Origin of the sequence: Burkholderia territorii (genome assembly GCF_902833055.1) — a bacterium.
Classification (GTDB): Bacteria; Pseudomonadota; Gammaproteobacteria; order Burkholderiales; family Burkholderiaceae; genus Burkholderia; species Burkholderia territorii.
The window spans coordinates 127,681-143,782 of sequence record NZ_CADFEJ010000005.1; the positions used below are offsets into that span (position 1 = coordinate 127,681).

A 16,102-nucleotide genomic window follows, 5' to 3' on the forward strand; every position below is an offset into this window, starting at 1 on the left:
GGCGCTCACATCAGCCGCCCGAGCTCCTTCGATACCGATGCCGGCGTGTCGTATTCGCGTTCGGGGATCTGCCTGAGCATGTCGAGCACGCGCGGGTCGGCGTGCGAGCGCTCCGCGCACTGGACGACGTCCGACTTGCTCGCCGGATAGTCCATCCCCTTCAGCGCCTTCTGCACGTCGACCGGGCTCGGCGCCTTGCCGTGGCCGCCCTGATGGCCGCCCTTGTCGTGGTCCTGCTGCGTGCGCTCGCCTTCGTGCGCGCGCGAGTGGCTGTATTCGTGGCCCGTATGTTGTCGGGATGACATGGAAACCTCCTTCGGATGAGAAACCGGGAAACGGAATGGCAGGAACGGCACGCGATCACGTCGGCGCACGCCGTGCACGCGCGAGCGCGGCGACCACCAGTGCCGCGGCACCCAGCGCGACCGCTCCCGCCACCTTCGGCTGCTGCACCACCGCGTTGTACGCACAACCGCGCAGCACGGGCCCTTCCATCCCTTCGCGCTCGTGCAGTGCGTGGCGGGACTCGTACAGCGCGTTGTCGTCGCGCGGGCGCGCGGGGCGCACCGTGCGCTGGCCGCGCGAGAACAGCGTGGCCGCGACGCGATCGAACAGACGCGGCGCGTGGTACGCACCGGCCGACGTCAGCTTCGCGGCGCCGCCGACGAACAGCGCGCGGCGCGGATGCGCGGCGGCGAACAGAATCGCGTCGGCGACGAGTTCGGGGTCGTAGATCGGCGGCGGCAGCTTCGCCTCGACGTTCATGTAGTTCTTCGCGTGCATCACGAACATCGTGTCGATCGCGGCCGGCTTGATCAGCGTGACGGACACGGGCAAGTGATCCGACTCGAGCTCGAGCCGCAGCGAATCGGTGAAACCCTTCACCGCGTGCTTCGATGCCACATACGCGCTTTGCAGCGGCACCGGCGCATCGGACGCCTCGCTACCCATGTTGATGATCGCGCCGCCGTGGAAGTCGCTCTTGCGCCTGAAATGATCCGACGCGACGAGCGAGCCGTGCACGACGCCCCAATAGTTGGTGTCGAACAGCCGTCGCTGATCCTCGAGCGGCACTGCCGCCGCCGTACCGAAGATCGACACGCCCGCGTTGTTGACCCACGTATCGAAACCACCATAGGTATCGGCCGCCTTGGCGGCCGCGCGTTGCACGTCCTCGAGGACGCCGACGTCGCCGGCCACCGGCACCGCGAGGCCGCCGTGCTGGCGGATCTCCTCGCACAGCGTGTTCAGCGCGTCCTCGTTGCGCGCGAACAGCACCAGCTTCGCCCCGCGCCGTGCCGCCTTGCGCGCGGTGACGAGGCCGATGCCGCTGGTGGCGCCCGTGATCACGATCGTCTGCTCGCCGACCGGTTTGAGCATGCAGTTCATCACTGGACTCCTTCTACGGGGCCGCGATTATTTCGGGCGAATGGTCAACTGGTTGCGCACGTCCTGCACGCCGTCGATCTGCTTGACGACATTTGCGGCCTGCGCGCGCTGCTGGTCGTCCGGCACGCTGCCGGTCAGCATCACGACGCCGTGGCGCGTCTTCACGTGAATGTCGCCGGCCGACAGGCCGCTCGTGCCGACCAGCTCGGCTTTCGCCTTGGTCGTGATGGTCGCGTCGCGGATCTTCGTGCCGGTGCTCGAATGGGTCGACGACGACATGGACGATGTGGTGCCGTCGTCTCCGGCGGCAAACGCGTTCGGCGCGACGACGGTACAGGCAGTGGCCGCGGCGATCGCGATCGCCATGCCGAGACGCGTCGCCGCACGACGGCGGAATCGCGGCGCGCGGGCTTGCAGCGGGAATACCTTCATCGTGACCTCCTATCGTGTGATGCCGGCATGCCGGCGGACATCCGGATGACGCAAATCGCGTGCCGCGCGCAGCACGCCGCATGTACGCGCGGCACGGTGATCGGACGCCCTTTCATCCAACGCGTTGTAATTTTTTCGGCACATGAGCGGGGTGTGCGTCCCGCAAAGTGCCGGGCACGGCGATTGCCGCAGAGGGACGCAACGGGGCTCGCCGGCGTGGCCCCGACCTCGGGAGCAACACCATGCAAAGAATTGCGTTGATCAGTGAACATGCGTCGCCGCTGGGGGTGATCGGCGGCGTGGATGCGGGCGGGCAGAACATCTACGTCGCGAACGTCGCGAAGCAGTTGGCCGAGCGCGGTCTCGACGTCGACGTCTACACGCGCTGCGACAATCCGCACCTGCCGGAAGTCGTGCAGATCGGCCCGCGCATGCGGGTGATCCACGTGCCCGTCGGGCCGCCCGCCGATATCCCGAAGGAACGGCTGCTGCCGTACATGGGCGCGTTCGCGGACTACATGGTCGCGCGCATGCGGCGCGAGCCCGACCCCGTCGACGTGATGCACGCGAACTTCTTCATGTCGGGCGAGGCCGCGCTGCGCGTGAAGAAGCGTCTCGGAATTCCGCTCGTCATGACGTTCCATGCGCTCGGCCGTGTGCGCCGGCTGCATCAGGGCGCGGCCGACGGATTCCCGGACGAGCGCTTCGAGATCGAGGACACGCTCGCGCGCCGCGCGGACCGGCTGATCGCCGAGTGTCCGCAGGATGCGCTCGACCTGACCACGCACTACCGCGCCGATGCCGCGCGCATCGAGATCGTGCCCTGCGGGTTCGATGCGCGCGAATTCCGGCCGGTGCCGCGTGTCGACGCGCGGGCGCGGCTCGGCTGGCCGCACGATGCATTCGTCGTGCTGCAGCTCGGGCGGCTCGTGCCGCGCAAGGGAATCGACACCGTGATCGACGCGCTCGCGCGCATGCCGCGCGATCCGGCCCGGCCGACGCGGCTCTACATCGTCGGCGGCAGCCAGGCGACGCCGGACCCGGCGCGCGATCCGGAACTGGCACGCCTCGCCGCGCTCGCGCACGACACCGGCATCGCGGAACGCGTGACGTTCGTGGGCCGGCGCGAGCGCGACATGCTGCACCTGTACTACAGCGCGGCCGACGTATTCGTGACGACGCCATGGTACGAGCCGTTCGGCATCACGCCCGTTGAGGCGATGGCGTGCGCCGCGCCGGTGATCGGCAGCAACGTCGGCGGCATCCGCACGACGGTGGACGACGGCGTCACCGGCTACCTGGTGCCGCCGCGCGACCCGGCCGCGCTCGCCGAGCGGCTCGTGCAGCTGCGCGCACGGCCGGACCTTTGCGAGGCGCTCGGGCGGGCCGGCTATCTGCGCGCGCACCGCTTCTATACATGGCGCGGCGTGGCTGACCGCCTCATCGACATCTACCGCGACGTCGCCCATCCGCAACGTGCCGGCGCGGCGGCCAGCAACCGCCGAACGCCCGTCGCGACCACGCCGGGCGTCCTCGCGCACCGCAAGGAGAATGCATGATGAAGGGCTATGATCGCAAACGGGTGCTCGTCACCGGCGGTGCCGGGTTTCTCGGTTCGCATCTGTGCGAGCGCCTCGTGACGGCCGGACACGACGTGCTGTGCGTCGACAATTTCTACACCGGGACGAAGGACAACATCGCGCATCTGCTCGATGCGCCGAATTTCGAGCTGATGCGGCACGACGTGACATTCCCGCTGTACGTCGAAGTCGACGAAATCTACAACCTCGCGTGCCCGGCGTCTCCCGTGCACTATCAGCGCGACCCGGTGCAGACGACCAAGACCAGCGTGCACGGCGCGATCAACCTGCTCGGCCTCGCGAAGCGCGTGAAGGCGCGCATCCTGCAGGCGTCGACGAGCGAAGTGTACGGCGACCCCGACGTGCATCCGCAGGACGAACGCTACTGCGGCCGCGTGAACCCGATCGGCGTGCGCGCGTGCTACGACGAAGGCAAGCGCTGCGCGGAGACGCTGTTCATGGACTATCACCGCCAGTACGGCGTCGACGTCCGGATCGCGCGGATCTTCAACACATACGGGCCACGCATGCATCCGGCCGACGGGCGCGTCGTGTCCAACTTCATCACGCAGGCGCTGGCGGGCGAGCCGCTGACCGTCTACGGCGACGGCAGGCAGACGCGTTCGTTCTGCTATGTCGACGACATGGTGGATGCGCTGGTCCGGCTGATGGACGAGCCGGGCGACGCATGCGAGCCGGTGAACCTCGGCAGCGACGACGAGATCGCGATGATCGACGTCGCGCGCGAAGTCGTGAGGATCGTCGGCGCGGCGGTGGCGATCGAGTTCCGTCCGCTGCCGTCCGACGATCCGCGCCAGCGGCGGCCGGACCTCGACGCCGCGTACCGGCGCCTCGGCTGGCGTGCGACGACGTCGCTCGCGAGCGGGCTAGCGCATACCGCGCGGTATTTCATCCATCGGCAGGTCGTGCATCACACGCCGGGCGACCTCGTGCGCAGCACGCAGATCGCGTCGCACATGCTCGCGCAGATCAGCACGCAGAACCGGCCGGCGACGACCTGAACGCGGCGGCCTGGTAACGCGAATTCGCGCGGCCGTCCACCGATGCGGCCGCGGGCGGCCGATGCGCGGCGCGCATCAGCCGTCGCGCTTCGTCACGTGCGCGATCTTGTGTGCGAGTTCACGAACGTCGACGGGCTTGCACAGATAGCCGTCGAAGCCGGCCTCGAGCGCGCGTCGCTCGTCCGCGAGGCCCGCGTGCGCGGTCACGGCGAGCACGCGCAAGTCCGGCGGGCTGCCGCCGTTCGCGGCGCCGCGGCGCAACGCGTCGAGCAACCAGTAGCCGTCGCCGTCGGACATCGCGAGATCGGAGAGCACGACGGTCGGCTTCACGTCCGCGACAACCGCGAGCGCGTCGCGGCCCGACGATGCGATCGCGACGGTCGCGCCGAGCGTGCTCAGCGCGGCGGTCAGGCTGGTGCGCGTGGTCGCGTCGTCGTCGACGATCAGGATGCGCTGCGAGTCGAGCATCAGCGGCCCGCGCTGGCCATCGTCCTGCATCGCGCGCCATGCCATCGCGCCCACCGGCTGCCAGCCGGCCGGCAACGTCACGGTGAACGTGGTGCCGCGATTGCGGCCCGCGCTTTCGACGCGGACCTTGCCGCCATGCAGCTCCGCGATATGCCGCACGATCGACAGGCCGAGCCCGAGCCCGCGCCGCGACGAGGCAGGCGAATCGTCGGCGCGGCGGAACATGTCGAACACATACGGGATGAAGTCCGGCGCAATGCCCTGCCCGGTGTCGGCGACGGTCAGCGTCGCGTGCGCGGTGTCGCGCGACAGCGTGACCGTCACGGCACCGCCGGTCGGCGTGAACTTCAGTGCATTCGACACGAGGTTCGACAGCATCTGCCGCAGCCGCTCCGCATCGCCGGGCACCACGCATGCGGGCATGGCGCAGTCGAATTCGAGCGCGATGCCGGCCGACGACGCGGCCGTCTGGAACGCGGTCGTCGCATCGGCGAACAGCCGCACCACATCCACTGGCATCGAGTCGATCCGCAGCTTGCCGGTCGCGAGCGACGATGCGTCGAGAATGTCGCCGACCATGCGCGTGAGCGAACGCGCGCTGCGGTCGATCGCATCGATCGCCTGCTGCTGCAACCCGTCGTCGCCCGAGTTGCGCAACACCTCGATCCAGCCGTAGATCACGTTCAACGGCGTGCGCAGTTCGTGCGATACGGTCGCGAGCAATTCGTCCTTCAGGCGATTCGACGTATCGGCCTGGTCGCGCGCGTCGCGCGCGCCTTGCAGCGAGCGGTGCGTGCGCAGGTCGCGGCGACGCTGCGCGCCGGTCTCGCGCAGCGTCAGCGACAACGCGACGCAGCTGCGCGCGTCGCCTTTCACCGGGCATGCGGAGACCGTTGCACGAAAACGCCGGCCGTCGCGACGCACGCACAGCAGCTCGAGCGGGCCGACCGGTTCACGCATCGCGTCGAACGAGTCGACCAGCGGGTTGCGCGCCAGCCAGCGCATCGCGATCAGCGTTTCGAGCGGCCGCCCGCACGCCTCGTCCTCGTCGTACCCGAAGATTCGCTGCGCGGCCGGGTTCCAGCTGACGATACGGCCCTGATCGTCGAGCCCGACGATCGCGTCCGGCGATGCCTCGACGACCGCGCGCTGCAGCCGCGACTTGTCGGCAAGCATGCGCGCCCCGCCGTCGTCGCGCAGCAGCACGACCGCGCCGCCGATGTTGCCGTGCGCATCGGCGATCGGCGACGCCGCCTCGACGATCGGCACCGGCGTGGCGCCGTCCGCGCCATGCAGCCAGTGCCGGTCCGACGACGCATGCGCACCGGCGAGCGCGCGGTCGAGCGGCGTCGTCTGCACACGCCGGCCGTCGTGATCGAACACGCGCAGCACGTCGCGCACCGGCCGCCCGGCCGCCTCGTCGGGGCTGCAGCCGGCCAGTTCGGCCGCCGCCGCATTCAGGTACGTCACGCGGCCTTGCGCATCGGTCGAGATCACGCCCTGCGGCAGCGCGTCCAGCACGGCTTCGAGCTGCCGCCGCGTGGCGGCTTCGCGCCGACGCGCGCGCTCGTTCGTGAGTCGCGCGTGACGCAGCATCGCCGCCATCGCGCACACCAGCGCCCCGATCAGCATGAACGTGCCGAGCCGCACGAGGCGCGCCGCCAGCGGTTCGGTATAGGCGCCTGGATCGGACAGGAACAGCGTCCACACCAGCAGCCCGCTCACCACCGTCGACGCGATCCCGAACAGGAACGACGTCACCCATGCGGCGCCGGCCAGCAGCGGGTAGTACAAAGCGAGCGGCAGGTTCACGCCGCCGAAGCGGATCGCCAGCGCCTGCAGCACGGTCGCGATCGCGACGAGCATCACGGCGGTGGCGTAATTTGCGGCCTGCGGCCGTGCAACGTCAATCATCGGACACGCTCCTGCCGGCAGGCCGGCGGCGGCCCGCGCATGAACGAACGGGCACGTTGCATGCTCGGGCGCTTACGCTGACTTTGGAGACCTTCAGGCCATGACCATTCCGACACGCTGGCTCGTCGTCTCGCCGCATCTCGACGACGCCGTCTTCAGTTGCGGGCAGTTGCTCGCGCAGTCGCCCGGCTCGGTCGTCGTCACGGTGTTCGCCGGGATACCTGCCCACGGGACGGCCGCGCCGCCGTGGGATCGGCGCGCGGGGTTCCGCACGGCGGACGAAGCGATGCGCACGCGCCGCGACGAGGATCGCCGCGCGCTCGGTACGCTCGGCGCGCACGCGGTGTGGCTCGACTTCCTCGACGACCAGTACGGCACGCCGGCCGCGTCGACGGCGATCGCCGCGCGCGTGGCCGCGGCGATCGCCGCGCATCCGGGTTTCGGTGTGCTCGCGCCGGCCGGCCTGTTCCATCGCGATCATCTGCAGGTGCAGCAGGCCATGCTGACGCTGCTGCGCGACGACGCGCGCGCGGGCGAGACGTCGCGCGTGTGGCGCTTCTACGAGGACGTGCCGTATCGTCGAATCGACGGACTGATGGCCGAGCGCGTGACCGCCTGGCGCGAACACGGCTGGGCCGCCCGTCCGGTCGACATGCCGACCGGCAACCGCACCGACGGCTCCACGGCGAAGGCCGCGGCCGTCGACGCGTATGCGAGCCAGATTGCGCTGTTCGAGCCTCATATGCGCGCCGATCTCCGTGAACCCGAAACGTACTGGCGGCTCGAATGCGACGGCCCGTCCGCATAACGCCCGCGCATGCGGTGCTGCCGCCACGCGAAGCGCGCGTGACCGCTGTCGTGCTGACCTGGCGACGCCCGGCCGAGCTCGCGCGCACGCTCGAGCGGCTCTCGGGCCTCCCCGACCGGCCGGCGATCGTCGTCGTCGACAACGGATCGGACGATGCAACCGCGGCGCTCGTGCGCAATCGCTTCGCGCATGCGACGCTGGTGCAGGCGCCGGACAATCTCGGCGCATCGGGCCGCAACCTCGGCGCGGCCGTCGCACGCACGCGTCACGTCGCGTTCTGCGACGACGACACGTGGTGGGCGCCCGGCTCGCTCGCCGAAGCCGCGAACCTGCTCGATGCGTATCCGCATGTCGCGGGTGTCACCGCGCGCGTGCTGGTCGGGCCGGACCAGCGCGAAGACCCGACCTGTACGCTGATGGCGAACAGCCCGCTCGATGCGAGCGTCGCGCTGCCCGGCCGGCCGATCCTCGGGCTGCTGGCCGGCGCGACCGCGTTCCGGCGCGACGCGTTCCTCGCCGCGGGCGGCTATCATCCGCGCTACTTCCTCGGCGGCGAGGAAGCGCTGCTCGCGCTCGATCTGTATCGCGCCGGCGCGTGGCTCGTCTATGCACCGCATCTGACGGTTCATCATTACCCTTCGCTGCAACGCGACGCGAGCACGCGCGCGCGCGTGTCCGCACGCAACGCGGTGTGGACCGCGTGGCTCAGGTGGCCGGCCGCCCCCGCGCTCGCGCATACGATCCGCATGTTGCCGCGCCTGTGGCGCGAGCGCGGCATCGCGTCCGCGTGCGCGGGCCTGCCGTGGATCCTGCGCGAGCGGCGCGCGTTGCCGCCGCATGTCGAGCGCATGCGGCGCCGCCTCGACGACGATGCGCGCCGCCGCGCACGCGCGCGCGCATGAGCATGTGCGCCACGCCATCAGGAATCCGGTTTTTCGACTTCGTCTTCCAGCTGCGCGAGCCGGTTGTAGATCGTCTTCAGGCTGACGTCGAGCACCTCCGCCGCCTGCGCCTTCACGCCGCCGCATTGCGCGATCGTGCCGAGGATCAGCTTGCGGTCGACTTCCTCCAGCGGCGTGCCGAACGGCACCGTCACGCGATCCTCGTGCGAGTCGACCATGCTCGACAATTCCTCCATGATCGGCGGCGGCAGCGTGTCGATCACGTCCGCGTCGCTGAAGATGCTCGCGCGCTGCACGAAGTTGCGCAGCTCGCGCACATTGCCGGGCCACGCATAAGTCTTCAGCGCCTCGCGCGCGGCCGGCGCGAAGCGCAGGTTGCGGCCGCTTTCTTCGTTGTAGCGCTGCAGGAATGCGTCGGCGAGCATCGGGATGTCGTCGCCGCGCTCGCGCAGCGACGGCAGCGGAATCGGGAACACGTTGATGCGGTGATAGAGGTCGGGCCGCAGCTTGCCGTCGGCCATCGCGGCTTCCGGATCGCGGTTGGTCGCCGCGACGATGCGCACGTCGACGTCGATCTCGCGCGTCGAGCCGAGCCGCGTGAGCCGCCCGGTTTCCAGCACGCGCAGCAGCTTGACCTGCGACTCGACCGGCATCTCGGTGATTTCGTCGAGAAACAGCGTGCCGCCGTCCGCGCGTTCGAAGAAGCCCTTGTGCTGCCGTTCCGCGCCGGTGAAGCTGCCGCGGTCGTGGCCGAACATCTCGCTCTCGACGAGGTTCGCCGCGATCGCGCCGCAGTTCACCGCGAGGAACGGGCCGCGGCGGCGCAGGCTCAAATCGTGGACCGTCTGCGCGGCGAGTTCCTTGCCGGTACCCGACTCGCCGGTGAGCAGCACCGACGCTTCGGTACGCGCGACACGGCCGATCGCGTCGTAGACGGCCTGCATCGCGGGCGAGCTGCCGAGCATGCGGCCGAAACGGCCGAGACGCTTCAGCTCCGAGCGTAGTTCGGCGATTTCCTCGTGCAGTGCGGTGGTGCGCGGCACGCGCGCGAAGATGCTGTTCAGCCGCTGCATGTTGAGCGGCTTCACCAGGTAGTCGGTCGCGCCGCGCCGCAATGCGTCGATCGCGGTTTCGAGGCTCGCGTGACCGGTGGTCAGCACCATTTCGCAATGCCCGCGCTTGGGCAATGCGTCGAACAGATCCATCCCGTTGCCGTCCGGCAGCACGAGATCGCAGAGCACGAGATCGGGGGTATGCGTCGAGACGAGCGTGCGCGCTTCTTCGAGCGTCGCGGCCGTATCGCACGAAAGCTGCTGAGCCTGTGCGAGCGTCGCGAGCATCGTGCGCGTATCTGCATCGTCTTCGACGATCAGGACATAAGGCATCGAAGCTCCTTGTGGTGCGGTCCGGCGCCAGGGATTGGCCGAACCGCGTCGGGCATGCGATGCGGAGGTGCGGCGCCGGCACTGGCGGCACATCCGCACTGCACACGAATGAGCAGACTAGCTGTCCTGCCATGACAAACGAGTGCTTAGCAGTATAGAAGAAGCGCGTCGCGCATACGGCTCTCATCGAATAAATCTATCCCCGCGCGGCGGTCGCATTGCGAGATTCAATCCGGACCTAACGGTATAAAAGGTATGATGGGCACATGAAAAAACGACGCGTAACGGTCATTTTTTCATCTGCCTTCGACGATTTCGGTCAAACCTTCCCAACGCAATATCACTCATGTCGAAATCCGACGATGACGGCACGCGACTGTTCGGCCGCTCGCAAACGATCCAGAACCTGCTGCTGAAAGTGTCGCGCGTCGCCACGACACGCGTGAGCGTGCTGGTAGTCGGCGAAAGCGGCGCGGGCAAGGACATCGTCGCGCGGCTGATCCACGACATGAGCCCGCGCCGGCGCGGGCCGTTCGTGCCGGTCAATTGCGGCGCGATTCCGAAGGACATCGCGGAATCGCATTTGTTCGGTCACGAAAAAGGCAGCTTCACCGGCGCCGTTGCACAACATGTGGGCATGTTCGAAGCCGCGCGCGGCGGCACGCTGTTTCTCGACGAAATCGCTGAAATGCCGGCGGAATTGCAGGTGAAATTGCTGCGCACGCTCGAGTCGAACACGATCATGCGCGTCGGCGGGCACGAAGCGATTCCGCTCGACGTGCGGATCGTGGCCGCTACCCATCACGACCCCGTGGAGGCCGTGCGCAGCGGCCGGCTGCGCGAGGATCTGTTCTACCGAATCGCGACGATCGCGCTGCACGTGCCCGCGCTGCGACAGCGCGAGGACGACGTCGGCGACATCGCGCTGCAGATCGTCGACCGGCTGAATGCACGGCACCGCACGCGCAAGCGTCTGTCGATGCAGGCGATGAAGGCGTTGCGCGCGTACACGTGGCCCGGCAACGTGCGCGAGCTGCGCAATGCGCTGGAGCGCGCGTTCATCCTCGCGGACGAACAGATCGAACTGCAGTTGCCGCGCCGGCAACAGCCGCGCGAGGAAGTCCGGCACAACGCGATGACGCTGCATATCGGCACGACGCTCGCGCATACGCAACAGCGCTTCATCGTCGCGTCGCTGCGCCATTTCAACGGCGACAAGCCGCGCACCGCGAAGGCGCTCGGCATCAGCCTGAAGACGCTGTACAACCGCCTCGCGCTATTGCCCGAACACGAGCGCAATGCAGTGACGGCGGGCGCGAGCGGCACGGGCACGTCGAACGGCACGGGCGGTTCGAATGGTGCAAGTGCCGCCGGCAACACGGGCGCGGGCGCGCCGCCGAGCGCGACGAACCCGTAAGCGCGGCGCCTCGGCGCCCGCCCCGCTCACGACGTGACGTCGCTCAACGCGCTATCCCAGTCACGCACGAACCGCTCGATCCCGAACCGCTCGCATGCATCGCGCTTCGCCGCCGCGCCCCACTCGCGCGCGAGATCCGGATCGCGGATCAGCATGCGCATCGCGTCGATCAACACCGCAGGCCGCGTATCGGCGACCCCGTTGTGGCCGCTTCTGACGAGCTGCGCCATCTCCGTCGTTGCGAGCGCAACGATCGGCAGGCCGATGGTCATCGCCTCGATCACCGCGAGCCCGAGGCTGGTGTAGCGGATCGGATTGAAGAAGAACCGGTAGTGAGACAGAAACTGCGGCAGTGCCGGGTTCGGCACTTCGCCGATGCCGCCGAGCTCGGTCGATCCCATCCCGACCAGATCGAGCGGCACGCTGTGACGCACGACCTCGAACAGGTCCGCGCCGAGACGCCGCCCGCGTCGCGCGATGTTGTTCACGACCGTCACGCCCTTGGGCAGCGTGCCGTGATATTCGACGCCTTCGGGAACCAGCACGCCGTGCTCGATCACGCGCGTCGGCGTGATGCCGTTGTCCCACATCAGTGCGTTGAACGGCGTCACGTGCACCAGCAACACGTTCGGGTCCTGCACTGGATGCAGCGTGTCGGTCGGATGCTCGCGCGGCGGATCGTGTTCGACGAACAGCGCCGGCAATGCGCGCTGGGCATCGCTCAGCAGATGCAGCCGGTCGTGCGCGTAGTGACCGTGATGCTGATACAGCACGCAGTCGAACTCGGTGTCGCGCACGCACTCGACGGGCACCTCGTGCACGTTGTCGCCCCACGGCAGGTGCCCGACCTTTCCCGCGTAACCGGGCGGATGCTGCGGCTTCGTCACGATGTAGAAATCGTGCGGCGCCTGCGACAGGTAATACAGATAGTTGCCATGCACGTGCCAGGTGAGCACGCGCAACCGCTTACGTGACATGACGTCTCTCCTCCGCGAGCAGTTCCCCCGCCCGCTCCATCACGTCGTCGACGCCGATCGCCGTCGCGCACTCGTGCCCGTACGGGCACGTGTCGAACATGCACGGCCGGCAGGCCGGATAGTTCGCGAGCACGCGATGGCGTTCGGTGTCGAGCGGCGCCCAGCGGGCCGTGTCGCTGCCGCATGCGACGACGACGCTCGGCGTGCCGAGTGCCGCCGCGACGTGCGACACGCCCGTGTCATTGCACAGCAGGAGCCGCGCACGGCCGATCAACGCGGCCAGCGCGCCGAGCGGCGTGCGTCCGCACAGGTTCACGCACGGCCGCGCGAGATGTTCGACGAACGCGCCGGCCAGCGCGAGTTCCGCGCGCGTGCCGGTCAGCACGATCTGCCAGCCGTCGTCCGCGAGCTGCCGTGCGGCACTCGCGAAGCGCTCGATCGGCCAGCGGCGCGATGCCATGCGCGCGCCCGGATGAACGATCACGTAGCGGCCCGGGTCGAGCGCATGTTCGTCGCACAGCACGTGCCATAGTGCGTAGTCGAGGCCGCCGAGCGGAAATTCCAGGTAATCGCCCCAGTCCGGATAACCGAGCTTGCGCGTCAGCGACAGGTAGCGCGTGACCTCGGGTTCGCCGTCGCGCCAGACGACCGGGCAATCGAGCGCGGTGGTGCCGCCGTCCGGCGGCACGAAGCCGGCCGTGCGCGCCGCGCCGAGCGACGCGACGATCGCGTTGGTCTGCGCGCCGTTGCCGTGCAGCTGGATCGCCAGATCGAAGTCGCGCGCGCGGCATTCCGCGACGAACGCTTCGCGCGCTGCCGGCTCGGCGTCCGGCTGCTCGCCGAGCCCCGGTGCGCCGGGAAACGCGATGAAGTTGTCGATGTAGTCCGAGAAGCGCGACGCGAACTCGCGTGCCCACGGCAGCCCGATCAGCGTGATGCGCGCGTCCGGTTCGCCGCGCCGCAGCGCGCGCAATGCGGGCACCGCGCAGAGCATGTCGCCGAGTTGCAGCGCGCGGAATACCGCGATGCGGGCCGGACGGGATGACGAAACGGATTCGAGCTTCATAGGAAGAACACCCGGAAATGAATCGCACCGCGCACGCGCCAATAGAGCGACACAGGCGGAATCGCGATCGACGTGACGATCATCTCGGCGACGTGCGACGGCGTGAGCCGCGTGCCGCGCAGCCGCTTCACGCAAAATGCCGCCGTGATGACGGCCCAGGCCGCCGCGCACGCGATGCCCGCGTCGCGCCAGCCGGCCACGAAGCAGCCGATCGCACCGAGCACGAACAGCACGGCCGCGTAGTAGTTCCATGGCGGCATCGGCCGGATATGACGCCGGTACGTCGAGCGATGCTTCTTGTACAGCAGCGCGTCGAAATACACCTTCGATTGCTGGCCGATGCTCGCGCCCCAGCGCGCGGGGCGCACGGGATGCACGATCCGCGCGGCGTCGACGTCGACGATCGGTCCCGCATGCTCGCGCAGTGCGAACATCAGGTCGGCGTCTTCGCGCCATGCGCGCGTGAAGCGCTCGTCGAATCCGCCGACGCGCTCGAGCGCCACGCGCCGCACGAAGCAGTTTGCCGTCGCGAATTCCGCATGCGCGAGGCCGGCCGCGTCGCGCTCGTAGTCGGTCGGACGCGGGCGCAGCGGCACGTCGATGCGCCCGGCCGCGGCCGCCGCCGACGGCTCGGCGAGCAGCGCGGCCGCGCCGTGGCGCAGCCAGGTCGGATCGGGAATCGTGTCGTCGTCGGTGAACGCGATCAGCGCGCCGCGCGCACTACGCCAGCCGACGTTGCGCGCGCCCGCCGGCCCCTGCGTGTCGGGCGCGGTCATGTAACGGATCACCGGCACGTCGTTCACGCGCGCGCGGCACGCGTCGACGGTCTCCCATGCACTGCCGGCCGGATCGTCGTCGACGACGACGATCTCGTAGGTCGTCGGATCGAAGACCTGCACGCACAGCGCGTCCAGGCAGCGTGCGAGCAGGTCGGGCCGCCGGTACGTCGGCACCACGACCGACACGACCGGCGGCAGTTGCGCGTCACGCATGTTCATCGCGGCTTCTCCAGCAGGAACGAGCCGATCACGAGCGCGTCGAGCGGTGAAGTCCAGAAGCACTCGATCGCATCGCGCGGCGAACAGACGATCGGCTCGCCTCGCGTATTGAACGACGTGTTGACGAGCACCGGCACGCCGGTGAGCGCGTCGAACTCGGTCAACAGCGCATGCAGCAGCGGATGTTGCGCTTCATCGACGGTCTGCACGCGCGCGGTGCCGTCGATGTGGCGCACCGCCGGAATCGTCGCTTCGGCGCCGGGCGCGACGTCGTACACGAACAGCATGAACGGCGCGCGCAGCGGCGTGTGCCGGCCGCCCTTGAACCAGTGATGCGCCTTGCTTTCGAGCACGACCGGCGCGACCGGCCGGAAATCCTCGCGATCCTTGATCTTGTTCAGCTTGCGTTGCATGTCCGGATCGATCGGCGACGCGAGGATCGAGCGCGCGCCGAGCGCGCGCGGCCCGAACTCCATGCGCCCCTGGAACCAGCCGATCACGCGGTTCGCCGCCAGCAGCGCGGCCGTTTGCGCGGCGACATCCGCGAGCCGCCGGTACGGCAGTTGCGCTTCCTTGAGGAACGCTTCGATCGCATCGTCGCCGTATGCCGGGCCGAGATACGCATGATCCATCCGCCAGTCGCCGCGCATCCCGCGCATCCGGAAGTCGGTCCACAGCGCGGCCCCGAGCGCGGTGCCCGCGTCGCCGGCTGCCGGTTGCACCCACACGTCGTCGAACGGGCCGCGATCGCGAATCCGCGCGTTCATCACGCAGTTCAGCGCGACGCCGCCCGCCATCGCGAGCTGCCGCTCGCCGGTCTCCGCGGCGAGCCATTCGACCGCTTGCAGCGCCGTCTCCTCGAGCACCAGTTGAAGCGCGTGCGCGATGTCGCAATGATGCGGCTCGATCGGTCCGCCGCGCTCGCGCGGTGCGCCGAACAGTGCGGCGAGATCGCCGTCGGCAATCTCGTAGTAGCCGCCGCCGTTGTAGCTCACCAGCTTGCGCATCTCGTCGGCGAACACCGGCTTGCCGTAAGACGCGAGCGCCATCACCTTGTACTCGTCGGACGAATGCAGGAAGCCGAGGTAGCGCGTCACGCGCTCGTACAGCAGGCCGAGCGAATGCGGGAGGTTGACCTGGCCGAGGCGCCGGTACGACTGGCCGTCGAACACGCCGTAGCTCGTCGTCGCGCGTTCGCCGCGCCCGTCCATCGTCATCACCGCGCAGTGCTCGTACGGCGCCGCGAGAAACGCGCTGGCCTCGTGCGCGAGATGATGCTCGATGAAGTGCCAGCGGAACGGCCCGTCGTGCGAGACGCCGCGAAACCGCCGCTCCAGGTGGTGCGGCGCACCGCCGGCCAGCTGGCGCGGCGCATTCACGATCGACGACAGGAACAGCGGATGCCACGGCGACGCGCCGTCGGCGCGCGGCCCATGCGCGGACGGCGCAAGCGGCAATGTCAGCGCGGTCTCGCTGCCATGGCGATCGAGCTCGAGCCACGGATCGTACGAATACGCGACGTGGTCGACGTCGGCCAGCACGATGCCCGCTTCGGCGAGACAGTAATCGATCGCGTGATACGGCAGCTCCCAGGTCGAGAACGGTACCGGCCGCTTCGCGTGCTTGACGTGCGTGAAGCGTTCGTCCTCGGCCGCCGCGATCACCTCGCCATCGCGCATGAGGCACGCGGCGCTGTCGTGAAAGGCGGCGTTGATGCCGAGCGTATAGATCGGGGCGGGCATGC

The 16,102-nt window shown here is 69.0% G+C and carries 14 protein-coding genes; 5 read left to right on the forward strand and 9 right to left on the reverse strand.

The features are described 5' to 3' along the window. Positions 1-5: 5 nt before the first annotated feature. The 3 genes from HW466_RS12650 to HW466_RS12660 are packed head-to-tail and all read right to left on the reverse strand — an operon-like array spanning position 6 to position 1,821. Entirely contained in the window at positions 6-305 is a 300-nt protein-coding gene (locus tag HW466_RS12650) for a DUF2795 domain-containing protein (protein ID WP_059452324.1), read from the reverse strand. 55 nt (positions 306-360) lie between these two features. Then, positions 361-1,389 (reverse strand): SDR family oxidoreductase, encoded by a 1,029-nt coding sequence (locus tag HW466_RS12655; protein ID WP_059452323.1) that lies wholly within the window; start codon positions 1,387-1,389, stop codon positions 361-363. A 27-nt stretch (positions 1,390-1,416) separates the two neighbouring features. Beyond that, positions 1,417-1,821, reverse strand: coding sequence for a BON domain-containing protein (locus HW466_RS12660; RefSeq protein WP_059452322.1), 405 nt, complete (start codon positions 1,819-1,821; stop codon positions 1,417-1,419). A 242-nt stretch (positions 1,822-2,063) separates the two neighbouring features. Between HW466_RS12660 and HW466_RS12665 the strand changes: the two genes are divergently transcribed. Both HW466_RS12665 and HW466_RS12670 read left to right on the forward strand, forming a co-directional pair. Further along, positions 2,064-3,380, forward strand: a complete 1,317-nt coding sequence (locus tag HW466_RS12665; RefSeq protein ID WP_059505173.1) for a glycosyltransferase family 4 protein — start codon at positions 2,064-2,066, stop codon at positions 3,378-3,380. Next, positions 3,380-4,423: a UDP-glucuronic acid decarboxylase family protein gene (locus HW466_RS12670; protein ID WP_059452501.1), complete on the forward strand. Its 1,044-nt coding sequence runs from the start codon at positions 3,380-3,382 to the stop codon at positions 4,421-4,423. Before HW466_RS12665 ends, HW466_RS12670 begins: the two co-directional genes overlap by 1 nt. 75 nt (positions 4,424-4,498) lie before the next feature. On the opposite strand, the gene HW466_RS12675 is transcribed toward HW466_RS12670, so the two are convergent. Continuing rightward, a complete protein-coding gene (locus HW466_RS12675; RefSeq protein WP_174905564.1) occupies positions 4,499-6,805 on the reverse strand; it encodes a hybrid sensor histidine kinase/response regulator in 2,307 nt (768 codons plus the stop codon). Between the two features lie 100 nt (positions 6,806-6,905). Between HW466_RS12675 and HW466_RS12680 the strand changes: the two genes are divergently transcribed. Both HW466_RS12680 and HW466_RS12685 read left to right on the forward strand, forming a co-directional pair. Next, the gene (locus HW466_RS12680; RefSeq protein WP_174905565.1) at positions 6,906-7,613 is read left to right on the forward strand and encodes a PIG-L deacetylase family protein; all 708 of its coding nucleotides are present in this window, start codon (positions 6,906-6,908) and stop codon (positions 7,611-7,613) included. Next, entirely contained in the window at positions 7,592-8,515 is a 924-nt protein-coding gene (locus tag HW466_RS12685) for a glycosyltransferase family 2 protein (RefSeq protein WP_174905566.1), read from the forward strand. Before HW466_RS12680 ends, HW466_RS12685 begins: the two co-directional genes overlap by 22 nt. Positions 8,516-8,532: 17 nt before the next feature. Here the strand turns inward: HW466_RS12685 and HW466_RS12690 are convergent, their stop codons facing one another. Continuing rightward, positions 8,533-9,900, reverse strand: a complete 1,368-nt coding sequence (locus tag HW466_RS12690) for a sigma-54-dependent transcriptional regulator (protein ID WP_059505180.1) — start codon at positions 9,898-9,900, stop codon at positions 8,533-8,535. Between the two features lie 346 nt (positions 9,901-10,246). Between HW466_RS12690 and HW466_RS12695 the strand changes: the two genes are divergently transcribed. Beyond that, positions 10,247-11,317, forward strand: coding sequence for a sigma-54 interaction domain-containing protein (locus tag HW466_RS12695; protein WP_151006139.1), 1,071 nt, complete (start codon positions 10,247-10,249; stop codon positions 11,315-11,317). A gap of 26 nt (positions 11,318-11,343) precedes the next feature. On the opposite strand, the gene HW466_RS12700 is transcribed toward HW466_RS12695, so the two are convergent. Genes HW466_RS12700 through HW466_RS12715 form a run of 4 tightly spaced genes read right to left on the reverse strand, consistent with a single transcriptional unit; the run spans position 11,344 to position 16,100 of the window. Further along, entirely contained in the window at positions 11,344-12,294 is a 951-nt protein-coding gene (locus HW466_RS12700; protein WP_059848805.1) for a glycosyltransferase, read from the reverse strand. Continuing rightward, the gene (locus HW466_RS12705; RefSeq protein ID WP_059505184.1) at positions 12,284-13,360 is read right to left on the reverse strand and encodes a glycosyltransferase family 9 protein; all 1,077 of its coding nucleotides are present in this window, start codon (positions 13,358-13,360) and stop codon (positions 12,284-12,286) included. The genes HW466_RS12700 and HW466_RS12705 overlap by 11 nt, the downstream gene beginning before the upstream one ends. Continuing rightward, positions 13,357-14,358: a glycosyltransferase family 2 protein gene (locus HW466_RS12710; RefSeq protein WP_060347032.1), complete on the reverse strand. Its 1,002-nt coding sequence runs from the start codon at positions 14,356-14,358 to the stop codon at positions 13,357-13,359. Before HW466_RS12710 ends, HW466_RS12705 begins: the two co-directional genes overlap by 4 nt. Next, entirely contained in the window at positions 14,355-16,100 is a 1,746-nt protein-coding gene (locus HW466_RS12715) for a carbamoyltransferase family protein (RefSeq protein ID WP_060347033.1), read from the reverse strand. Before HW466_RS12715 ends, HW466_RS12710 begins: the two co-directional genes overlap by 4 nt. Positions 16,101-16,102: the final 2 nt, after the last annotated feature.

What these genes read in the sequence shown, in the direction of transcription:
- HW466_RS12650 (WP_059452324.1), bottom strand. Translation starts at nt 305, where the DNA reads ATGTCATCCCGACAACATACGGGCCACGAATACAGCCACTCGCGCGCG.
- HW466_RS12655 (WP_059452323.1), bottom strand. Translation starts at nt 1,389, where the DNA reads ATGAACTGCATGCTCAAACCGGTCGGCGAGCAGACGATCGTGATCACG.
- HW466_RS12660 (WP_059452322.1), bottom strand. Translation starts at nt 1,821, where the DNA reads ATGAAGGTATTCCCGCTGCAAGCCCGCGCGCCGCGATTCCGCCGTCGT.
- HW466_RS12665 (WP_059505173.1), top strand. Translation starts at nt 2,064, where the DNA reads ATGCAAAGAATTGCGTTGATCAGTGAACATGCGTCGCCGCTGGGGGTG.
- HW466_RS12670 (WP_059452501.1), top strand. Translation starts at nt 3,380, where the DNA reads ATGAAGGGCTATGATCGCAAACGGGTGCTCGTCACCGGCGGTGCCGGG.
- HW466_RS12675 (WP_174905564.1), bottom strand. Translation starts at nt 6,805, where the DNA reads ATGATTGACGTTGCACGGCCGCAGGCCGCAAATTACGCCACCGCCGTG.
- HW466_RS12680 (WP_174905565.1), top strand. Translation starts at nt 6,906, where the DNA reads ATGACCATTCCGACACGCTGGCTCGTCGTCTCGCCGCATCTCGACGAC.
- HW466_RS12685 (WP_174905566.1), top strand. Translation starts at nt 7,592, where the DNA reads ATGCGACGGCCCGTCCGCATAACGCCCGCGCATGCGGTGCTGCCGCCA.
- HW466_RS12690 (WP_059505180.1), bottom strand. Translation starts at nt 9,900, where the DNA reads ATGCCTTATGTCCTGATCGTCGAAGACGATGCAGATACGCGCACGATG.
- HW466_RS12695 (WP_151006139.1), top strand. Translation starts at nt 10,247, where the DNA reads ATGTCGAAATCCGACGATGACGGCACGCGACTGTTCGGCCGCTCGCAA.
- HW466_RS12700 (WP_059848805.1), bottom strand. Translation starts at nt 12,294, where the DNA reads ATGTCACGTAAGCGGTTGCGCGTGCTCACCTGGCACGTGCATGGCAAC.
- HW466_RS12705 (WP_059505184.1), bottom strand. Translation starts at nt 13,360, where the DNA reads ATGAAGCTCGAATCCGTTTCGTCATCCCGTCCGGCCCGCATCGCGGTA.
- HW466_RS12710 (WP_060347032.1), bottom strand. Translation starts at nt 14,358, where the DNA reads ATGAACATGCGTGACGCGCAACTGCCGCCGGTCGTGTCGGTCGTGGTG.
- HW466_RS12715 (WP_060347033.1), bottom strand. Translation starts at nt 16,100, where the DNA reads ATGCCCGCCCCGATCTATACGCTCGGCATCAACGCCGCCTTTCACGAC.